Genomic DNA, 9,470 nt, shown 5'->3' on the forward strand with positions numbered 1-9,470 from the left:
CAGGGCCGCCACCAGCCGCGCCGCCACCGCCGCGCTCCAGCCCGGGCCGGGATCGCGCCCGGCCCGCGCCGCCACCAGCGGCCGCATGTCGTGGATCGCCATGCCGGTGAAGCGCTCCAGCGCCTCCTCCGGCGTCATCGCCCAGCCGAGCGCGGTGAGTTCGGCGGCGACCACCCGCGCCGCCACCGTTTCGCTGTCGATCAGCACGCCGTCGCAATCGAAGATGATCAGCTCAGGCCGCACGCCGCCGCTCCCAGGGGCAATCCCGATGCGCCGGGCCGCACGCGCCGCCGCCCCGGCACAGCCCCGGCGCCGCCGCCCGGCGCGCCAGCCCGGCCAAAGCCCGGATGAAGTCAGGGTCGTCATTGCCCACCCGGGCGCGCACATAAACCGGCACCCCCGCTGCCTGCGCCACATGCCGGTTCTCGATGTCCAACTCCACCAGCGTCTCGATATGGTCGGAGACGAAGGCGATGGGCACCACCACCACCCCCTTGCCCTCCCGCCCCGCCTGCTCGATGGCGGCGATGGTGCTGGGCTCCAGCCATTTCTGCGGCGTCGCGCGGGATTGGTAGCAGAGCACCGCCTCCACCGCCTCATCGCCCAGCCGCGCCATCACCGCCGCCATGGCCGCCGCCACCTGCGCGGCATAAGGGTCGCCGGCCTTGACGATGGCCTCGGGGAGGCCATGCGCCGAGAAAAGCAGCCGCAACCCCACGCCGGGCCGCGCCGCCCGCGCCTCGGCCAGGCCCGCCCGGACCATGGCGGCCACGGAGTCGATATAGGCGGGATCGTCGAACCAGCAGCACAAAGTGGTGACGGGCGCCGCGAGCCCGGCCCTTGCCGCCGCCTCCCGCCAATCGGCCAGGGAGGAGCCGGTGGTGGTGGTGGAGAATTGCGGGTAGAGCGGCAGCAAGATCACCCGCTCCGGCGCCCAGGCCTTCACCGCCGCCGCCGTCTCCCGCGCGAAGGGGTGCCAGTAGCGCATGGCGATGAAGCAGCGGTAATCCGGCCCCAGCTCCGCCTCCAGCGCCCGCGCCTGCGCCCGGGTCAGATCCAGCAGCGGCGATTTGCCGCCGAGCAACCGGTAATTCGCCACCGCCGCCCGCGCCGAGGAGGCGGCGATGAGCCGCGCCAGCCACACCCGGATGAACCAGGGGGCGCGGATGATCGCCTTGTCCGAGAACAGATTGACCCGGAAGGGCTTGACCGCCTCGATCCGGTCCGGCCCGCCGAGATTGAACAGGACGATGGCGGTTCTCATCGCGCCTGCCTCACCAGCTCCACCAGCCGCGCCACATGCGCCTCCGGCACGTCCGGGGTGATGCCATGGCCGAGATTGAGGATATGCGCATGCCCCCGCGCCTGCGCCAGCAGCCGCGCCGCCGCTTCCTCCAGCGCCGCCCCGCCCAGGCGCAGGGCCAGCGGGTCGAGATTGCCTTGAAACACCGTGCCGGGCGGGCAGGCGGCGCGGGCGAGGGGCAGGTCGGTGACGCTGTCCAGCCCGATCGCGTCCACCCCGGTCTCGCGCGCGAATTCCGCCAGCATCAGCCCGGCCAGGCGGGGAAAGCCGATCACCCTCACCCCCGGATGCCGCGCCGCCAGCCCGGCGCGCAGCCGCCGCGTCGGCGCGATCACGAACTCGCGGAACTGGGCGGGCGGAAATATCCCGGCCCAGCTCTCGAAGAGCATCACGCAATCCGCCCCCGCCGCGATCTGGGCGGAGAGATAGTCAAGGCTCGCCTCGGTGAGGATCTCCACCACCTCCCGCACGAAGCCCGGCTGCTCATAGGCGAGGCGGCGCGTGCGGGGAAAGCCGCCGCCCTGCCCGTCCAGCATATAGCAGGCCACCGTCGCCGGCCCGCCGGCGAAGCCGATCAGCGCCACCTCCGCCGGCAAGGCGGCTCTCACCCGCCTTACGGTCTCGATCACCGGGGCATAGGCGTCCGGCGCGGCGCCGGGCCGCAACAGCCGCGCATCCTCCAGCGGCGGCAGGCGCGGCCCCTCGCCCTCGGCGAAGCGCAGCCCCTGCCCCAGCGCCAGCGGCAGGATGAGAATATCGGAGAACAGGATGGCGGCGTCGAAGCCGAATTTGCGGATGGGCTGGAGCGTCACCTCCGCCGCCAGTTCCGGGTTGAGGCAGAGGGAGAGAAAATCCCCCGCCTTGGCCCGCACCGCCCGGTATTCCGGCAAATACCGCCCGGCCTGGCGCATTAGCCAGAGAGGGGGCGGCCACACCTCCCGGCCGGCCAGCGCGTCACGCAATTTCATGGCCATCGCCTAAACCCTATCTTTTTTTTTTTAAAGGGAGAGGGGGGATTTGTACCCTGTGGATAACGGGGCTTCACCTTGGCCGCGAGGTTTCCCACAGGGTTATCCACAGGAAGAAACCAGGGCTAACGCGCTGATTTTCACTCTTAGAGGGGAGTTACCCACATCTGCGCCACGTTACTCTTCCAATCTTCCACCGTGCCGGGCTATGCGGGGTTTATCCCCGTTTTGCCGAAAACGGGGGGCGCAAGACAAAGTTATCCACGCTATGAAGGCGGATCATGGACAGCCCCAAGCTCAATATCCACCTGATCTCGGACGCGACCGGCGACACGCTCAACGCCTTGGCCCGCGCCGCCGTCGCGCAATTCGATGAGACGCAGGTTTCCTATCACCGCTGGTCGCTCATCCGCTCGCGCCTGCAATTGCACCGGGTGCTGGAGGGCATCCAGGCCGAGCCTGGCCCGGTGCTCTGCTCGCTGGTGGATGACGCGCTGCGCCATGAGCTGGATGCCGCCTGCGCCCGGCTCGGCGTGCCCCTGCTCCATGTCCTCGACCCGCTGATGGAGATGCTCCAGGCCCATTTCAACGCCCCGGCCAAGCACAAGCCTGGCCGCCAATACGTGCTGGACGCCGATTATTTCCGCCGCATCGACGCCATGCACTTCGTCATCTCCCATGATGACGGCCAGGCCAATCGCGGCATCAAGGAGGCGGATGTGGTGCTGGTCGGCGTCTCCCGCTCCTCCAAGACGCCGACCTGCTTCTACCTCGCCAATCGCGGCATCAAGGCGCTCAACGTGCCGCTGGTGCCCTCCACCCCCTTACCCAAGGAGCTGGAGGACCCGCCCTGCCCGGTCATCGGCCTCACCATCGACCCGCGCTCGCTGATCGATATCCGCCGCCACCGTCTGCGCATGATCGGCTCCAACGAGATGTTCGGCCGCGCCGACAGCTCGGATTACGTGGATCAGGAGGCGGTGGAAAAAGAGCTGCTCTGGGCGCGGCGGCTCTGCAACGAGCGCGGCTGGCCAACCATCGACGTCACCCGCCGCTCCATCGAGGAGACCGCCGCCACCGTGCTCAAGCTGATGGAAAACTGGCACGCCAAGCGGGCCGAGGCGGAGACGGCGGGAGGCTGAGCCATGCCCGATATTCTCGATTATGCCCGCCCTGCCCCCGGTGAGAAAACCGAGCGCGCCATCGTCACCGTCGTCTTTCTACGCATGGCCCGCCCGCCCGCCCGCCCGCCCGCGGTGCTGCCGCCCGGCGCCAGCGTGGCCGAGGAGCGGCTCGGCGTCGCCGAATACCGGGCGCTCTATGACGAGGTGGGCGCGCCTTGGCTGTGGTGGCTGCGGCGGGTGATGCCGGATGAACTCCTCGCCAAACATCTCGCCAGCCCCGCCACCGCCGTGCATGTGCTGCGGGTGGGAGGCGAGGTGGCGGGGTTCTTCGAGACCGACGCCGGCACCTGGCCCAACGTCAATCTCAATTATTTCGGCCTGCGTCCCGGCTTCATCGGCCAGGGGCTGGGGCGGCCGCTGCTCGATCACGCGGTGGATACGGTCTTCGCCGGGGCCTCGCCCCTGCGCGGCATGACCGTGAACACCTGCAATGCCGACCACCCCCGCGCCCTGCCCAATTACCTCGCCGCCGGGTTCCGGGAGATCCGCCGCGCCCGCGAGGAATGGGACATTCCGGTGCGGCTCGGTTTCACCATCCCCGGGCATTTGCGGGGGTAGCGCCTGGCTCCGGACCTCCTATTCGCGGATGCCCGCGCCGTCATTCTCAACAAGCCCGCCGGGTTGCCGGTGCATGCGGGCCGCGCCGGCGGCCCCTCGGTCGAGGATTTCTTCCCGCTCTGGCGGCGGGGCAAGGCCGGGCCCTGGGCGGCCCACCGGCTGGACCAAGACACGGCGGGCTGCCTGCTCATCGCCCGGCGCAAGAGTTTTCTCCTCGCGGCGCAGGCGCTGCTGGCCGGGGGCGGGGCGGAGAAACGCTACTGGGCGGCGGTGCGCGGCGTGCCCGCCGAGGCCGGGGGGGAAATCGACCTGCCTCTGGCCAAGCAAAGCGAGGGGCGGCGCTGGCGCATGGTCCCCAGCGCCGGGGGCGCCCCCGCGCGCACCCTCTGGCGGGTGCTGGGCGCGGCGGGGGGCGACGCCCTCATCGAATTCACCCCGCTCACCGGCCGCACCCACCAGCTGCGCGCCCATGCCGCCTGGCTCGGCCATCCCGTGCTGGGAGATCCGGTCTATGGCGCGGGCGGCGGCATGATGGCGCTGCTCGCCCGCCGCCTCGCCTTGCCCCTGCCCGAGCCGGTGGAGGCCACCGCGCCGGTGCCGCCGCATATGGCCGCCTTCGTGGAGGCGTGCCTTGGAACGCTCTGACTTCGCGCCCGGCGATTATGTCCGCCTGCCCGCCCAGCCCGGCTGGGGTCTGGGGCAGGTGCAAAGCGCCCTCGGCCCGCGCGTCACCGTGATGTTCGCGCATGCGGGCAAGGTGGTGGTGGATACGCGCTGGGCGGCGCTGGAGCCGGTTGAGCCGGATTCGTTGCAATCGGACCAGGAAAGTCCGAAATAGCGGGTATGATCGACCCGTTCGGCCGGAGCATCACCTATCTGCGCGTCTCGGTGACGGATCGCTGCGATTTCCGCTGCACCTATTGCATGGCCGAGGATATGGAATTCCTCCCCAGGGCGGAGCTTCTCACCCTGGAGGAGATGGAGCGGCTTTGCGCCGCCTTCATCGGGCTGGGTGTCACCAAATTGCGCCTGACCGGCGGCGAGCCGCTGCTGCGCCGCGACGTGATGCGCCTGATCGAGGCGCTGGGGCGGCGTCTTGGCCAGGGGCTGGAGGAGCTGACCCTCACCACCAACGGCTCCCAGCTCGCCCGCTTCGCGGCGGATCTCGCCCGGGCCGGGATGCGGCGGATCAATGTCAGCCTCGACACGCTGGACGAGGCGCGGTTCGCCCGCATCACCCGCGGGGGGCGGCTGCCCCAGGTGCTGGCCGGGATCGCCGCGGCGCGGGCGGCGGGGCTCGCCGTAAAGATCAACATGGTGGCGCTCAAGGGTGTGAATGATGACGAGTTCGACGCCATGCTCGCCTGGTGCGGCGCGCGCGGTTTCGATCTCTGCCTGATCGAGACCATGCCGGTGGGCGAGGTGACGCACCGGGCCGAGACGCATCTGCCTCTGGCCGGGGTGCGGGCGGAACTGTCCCGGCGCTGGCGGCTGACCCCCAGCCCCCACGCCACGGGCGGCCCGGCCCGCTATATGCGGGTGGAGGAGACCGGGCGGCATCTCGGCTTCATCACCCCGCTCAGCCAGCATTTCTGCGCCAGCTGCAACCGCGTGCGCCTCACCTGCACCGGGCGGCTCTATCTCTGCCTCGGCCAGGAGAACGCGGTGGATCTGCGCGGCGCGCTGCGCCAGGGCGCGGCGGGGGAGGAGCTGGCGGCGGCGATCAGGCGGGGGATCGCCGCCAAGCCGCTAGGCCATGAATTCGACATCACCCGTGTGGCGGTGCCCCGCCACATGTCGGTGACCGGCGGGTGAGGCCGAAGGGTTGCGCCCGCGCTGCCGCCCGGGTTGCGCCCACGGCCAAGAGTAGGCGCAACCCGCCGCGATAAAAACGGTTGCGCCGCTCGGGCAAGCGCGGCAAGGTGGCTATGGTTCCCCGCTTGAGGACAAACGAGGCATGGCGGCCAGCACCTTCGGAGTGAAAATCGACGAGCCCTTGCGCGACCGGCTCAAGGCGGCGGCGGCGCGCGAGGGCCAGACGATGCACGGGCTGGTGAAACAGGCGATTCTCGAGGCTCTGGCGCGCAGCGAGGGCGCCGGCCCGGCCCGCGCCGACACGGGCCTGCCGTTTTTCGATTTCGCCCAGGACGTGCAGCCGCAAACCGTGCTGCGCGCCGCCATCACCGCCGCCTACCGCCGGCCCGAGCCGGAATGCCTGCCCGCCCTGCTCGCCGAGGCGGCGCTGCCCCCCGCCGCCGCCGGAGCGGCGCGGGCGCTCGCGGAAAACCTTACCGTGGCGCTGCGCGGCAAGCCGGCGCGCGGGCTGGTGGAGGGGCTGTTGCAGGAATACGCGCTCTCCAGCCAGGAGGGGGTGGCGCTGATGTGCCTGGCCGAGGCGCTGCTGCGCATCCCCGACCGGGCCACCCGCGACGCGCTGATCCGCGACAAGATCGGCCAGGGCCATTGGGAGAGCCATCTCGGCGGCAGCCGCTCGGTTTTCGTCCACGCCGCCACCTGGGGCCTGCTGCTCACCGGCAGGCTGGTGGGCACCGCCAGCGAGACCGGGCTTTCCGCCGCCCTCACCCGGCTGATCGCGCGCGGGGGCGAGCCGGTGATCCACCAGGGGCTGCACATCGCCATGCGGCTGATGGGCGAGCAATTCGTCATTGGCCAGACGATCGGCGAGGCGCTCGCCAATAGCCGCAAGCTGGAGGCGCGCGGCTTCCGCCATTCCTACGACATGCTGGGCGAGGCCGCGCTCACCGCCGGGGACGCCGCCCGCTATCTGCGCGATTATGAGCAGGCGATCCACGCCATCGGCAAGCATGCCCGCCGGCGCGGCATCTATGAGGGGCCGGGCCTGTCCATCAAGCTCTCCGCCCTTCACCCCCGCTATGGCCGCGCCCAGCGCGGCCGGGTGATGGAGGAGCTGCTGCCCCGGCTGACGGGGCTGATGGAGCTGGCCCGCCATTACGATATCGGCGTCAACATCGACGCGGAGGAGGCCGACCGGCTGGAATTATCGCTCGATTTGCTGGAGGCCCTGTGCTGGGACGCCCGGCTGGAGGGCTGGAACGGCATCGGCTTCGTGGTGCAGGCCTATCAGAAACGCGCCCCCTTCGTGCTCGACCACCTCATCGATCTCGCGCGGCGCAGCCGCCACCGGCTGATGGTGCGGCTGGTCAAGGGCGCCTATTGGGATAGCGAGATCAAGCGCGCCCAGCAGGACGGGCTGGAAGGGTTTCCGGTTTTCACCCGCAAGCCGCATACCGATGTCAGCTATCTCGCCTGCGCCCGCCGCCTGCTCGCCGCGCCGGATGCGGTGTTTCCCCAATTCGCCACCCATAACGCCGTCACCCTCGCCGCCATCCACGCCATGGCGGGCGGCAATTTCTACGCCGGGCAATATGAGTTCCAATGCCTGCACGGCATGGGCGAGCCGCTCTATGACGAGGTGGTGGGGCCGCAGAAGCTGGGCCGCCCCTGCCGCATCTACGCGCCGGTGGGCACGCATGAGACGCTGCTGCCCTATCTCGTGCGGCGGCTGCTGGAAAACGGCGCCAACACCTCCTTCGTCAAGCAGCTGGCCGACCCGCATGTCGATCTCGCCGCCCTGCTCGCCGACCCGGTGGCGGCGGCCCGCCGGCTGGAGCCTTGCGGCGCGCCGCATCCGCGCATCGCCCTGCCCCGCGATATTTTCGGCGGTGAGCGGCCCAATTCCGCCGGGCTGGACCTTACCAACGAGCAGCGCCTCGCCTCCCTGGCCCTGGCCTCTCTCGCCAGCCTGGAGGAGGGCTGGCGGGCGGCGCCGCTCCTGCGGCGCGAGACGGGCTGGGAGGCGGACAAAGCCCGCCCGGTGCGCAACCCCGCCCTGAGCGGGGACGAGGTGGGGCGGGTGATCGAGGCGGGGCCGGAGGAGCTGGCGGCGGCGCTGGCGGCGGCGGGGGAGGCGGCGCCGATCTGGCAATCCACCCCGCCGGAGGAGCGCGCCGCCGCCCTGCGCCGCGCCGCCGACCTGCTGGAGGGGCGCCAGCCTCATCTGGCGGCGCTGATCGTGCGCGAGGCGGGCAAGGGCTTCGCCGCCGCCATCGGCGAGGTGCGCGAGGCGGTGGATTTTCTGCGCTATTACGCGCATGAGGCGCAGGCGGGGTTCGACAATCTCACCCACCGGCCGCTCGGCGTCGTCGCCGCCATCAGCCCCTGGAATTTTCCGCTTTCGATCTTCATCGGCCAGGTGGCGGGGGCGCTGGCCGCGGGCAACGCCGTCATCGCCAAGCCCGCCGAGGAGACGCCGCTGATCGCCGCCCAGGCGGCGCGGCTCCTGCACGAGGCCGGGGTGCCGCGCGGGGCCTTGCAGCTTCTGCCGGGCGATGGCGCAATGGGGGCGGCGCTGGTGGCGGATCCGCGCGTCGGGGGGGTGGTGTTCACCGGCTCGACGGAGGCGGCCCGCGCGATTCAGCGCAGCCTCGCCCTGCGGCTGGATGAGCGCGGCCACCCCGTGCCCCTCATCGCCGAGACCGGCGGCCAGAACGCGATGATCATCGACAGCTCGGCCCTCCTGGAGCAGGCGGTGGCGGATATCATCGCCTCCGGCTTCGATTCCGCCGGGCAGCGCTGCTCGGCCCTGCGGGTCCTCATCGTCCAGGAGGAGATCGCCGGGCGGCTCACCGAGATGCTGCACGGGGCGATGCGGGAATTGCGGGTGGGCCGCCCGGACCGGCTGGATACCGATATCGGCCCGGTGATCTCGGCGGAGGCGCGGGACGGGATCGAGGCGCATATCGCGGCGATGGCCGGGCGCGGCTACCCGGTCTTCCGCGCCAGCCTCTCCCCGGATTGCGAGGCGGGGCATTTCGTCGCCCCCGCCCTCATCGAGATCCCCGATCCCGGCGTGCTGGGGCGGGAGGTGTTCGGCCCGGTCATTCATATGCTGCGCTGCCCGCGCCGGGGCTTCGCCCCGATGATCGAGGCGGTGAATGCGCTCGGCTACGGGCTGACCTTTGGCATCCATAGCCGGGTGGATGAGACGATCAGCCAGGCCGCCGAGCGCATCCGCGCCGGCAACATCTATGTCAACCGCAACATCATCGGCGCGGTGGTGGGGGTGCAGCCTTTCGGCGGGCAGGGGCTCTCCGGCACCGGGCCCAAGGCGGGCGGGCCGCTCTATCTGCGGCGGCTGATCGCGACGCGGCCGCCGAGCGGCCTGCGCGGCGAGGCGGGGCCGGGGCTGGCGCCGCTGGTCCAGGCCCTGCGCGCGGCGGGAGAGGCGGAGGCGGCGGAGGCCGCGGCGGCGATCGGCGCGGCCAGCCCGCTCGGCTACCGGACGGAGCTGCCCGGCCCGGTGGGGGAGCAGAACATCTACCAGCTGAAGCCGCGCGGCGAGGTGCTGTGCGTCGCCGCGAGCGAGGCGGGGGCGTTCCGCCAGATCGCCGCTTCCCTCGCCACCGGCAACCGCCC

General features: G+C 71.2%; 8 protein-coding genes and 1 pseudogene. 6 read left to right on the plus strand and 3 right to left on the minus strand.

Annotated elements, in window-relative coordinates; translation table 11 throughout:
• The 3 genes and pseudogenes from M7H45_RS10395 to hemE form a co-directional block, all read right to left on the minus strand.
• Positions 1 to 243: pseudogene (locus M7H45_RS10395) on the minus strand (HAD family phosphatase); the annotation flags it as partial.
• On the minus strand, positions 233 to 1,264 hold the full coding sequence (gene hemH, locus M7H45_RS10400; protein ID WP_298216697.1) for a ferrochelatase: 1,032 nt from the start codon (positions 1,262 to 1,264) through the stop codon (positions 233 to 235). The pseudogene M7H45_RS10395 and the gene hemH, both read right to left, overlap by 11 nt.
• Positions 1,261 to 2,271 (minus strand): uroporphyrinogen decarboxylase, encoded by a 1,011-nt coding sequence (hemE, locus tag M7H45_RS10405; RefSeq protein ID WP_298216700.1) that lies wholly within the window; start codon positions 2,269 to 2,271, stop codon positions 1,261 to 1,263. Before hemE ends, hemH begins: the two co-directional genes overlap by 4 nt.
• Before the next feature lie 281 nt (positions 2,272 to 2,552).
• Here hemE and M7H45_RS10410 point away from each other — a divergent pair, with 281 nt between their 5' ends.
• From M7H45_RS10410 to putA, 6 genes are all read left to right on the plus strand, one after another.
• On the plus strand, positions 2,553 to 3,413 hold the full coding sequence (locus tag M7H45_RS10410; protein ID WP_298216702.1) for a pyruvate, water dikinase regulatory protein: 861 nt from the start codon (positions 2,553 to 2,555) through the stop codon (positions 3,411 to 3,413).
• A 3-nt stretch (positions 3,414 to 3,416) separates the two neighbouring features.
• Positions 3,417 to 4,013 (plus strand): GNAT family N-acetyltransferase, encoded by a 597-nt coding sequence (locus M7H45_RS10415; protein ID WP_298216704.1) that lies wholly within the window; start codon positions 3,417 to 3,419, stop codon positions 4,011 to 4,013.
• Positions 4,014 to 4,055: 42 nt separating this feature from the next.
• Positions 4,056 to 4,658 (plus strand): RNA pseudouridine synthase, encoded by a 603-nt coding sequence (locus tag M7H45_RS10420; protein ID WP_366145540.1) that lies wholly within the window; start codon positions 4,056 to 4,058, stop codon positions 4,656 to 4,658.
• Complete coding sequence (locus tag M7H45_RS10425; RefSeq protein ID WP_298216706.1) at positions 4,645 to 4,851, plus strand: DUF3553 domain-containing protein; 207 nt, start codon at positions 4,645 to 4,647, stop codon at positions 4,849 to 4,851. Before M7H45_RS10420 ends, M7H45_RS10425 begins: the two co-directional genes overlap by 14 nt.
• A gap of 5 nt (positions 4,852 to 4,856) precedes the next feature.
• Positions 4,857 to 5,828: a GTP 3',8-cyclase MoaA gene (gene moaA, locus M7H45_RS10430; RefSeq protein ID WP_298216708.1), complete on the plus strand. Its 972-nt coding sequence runs from the start codon at positions 4,857 to 4,859 to the stop codon at positions 5,826 to 5,828.
• Positions 5,829 to 5,970: 142 nt separating this feature from the next.
• On the plus strand, positions 5,971 to 9,470 hold a 3,500-nt coding region (gene putA / locus M7H45_RS10435), incomplete at its 3' end, for a trifunctional transcriptional regulator/proline dehydrogenase/L-glutamate gamma-semialdehyde dehydrogenase (protein ID WP_298216710.1).

Origin of the sequence: Acidocella sp. (genome assembly GCF_027352905.1) — a bacterium.
Lineage (GTDB): Bacteria > Pseudomonadota > Alphaproteobacteria > Acetobacterales > Acetobacteraceae > Acidocella.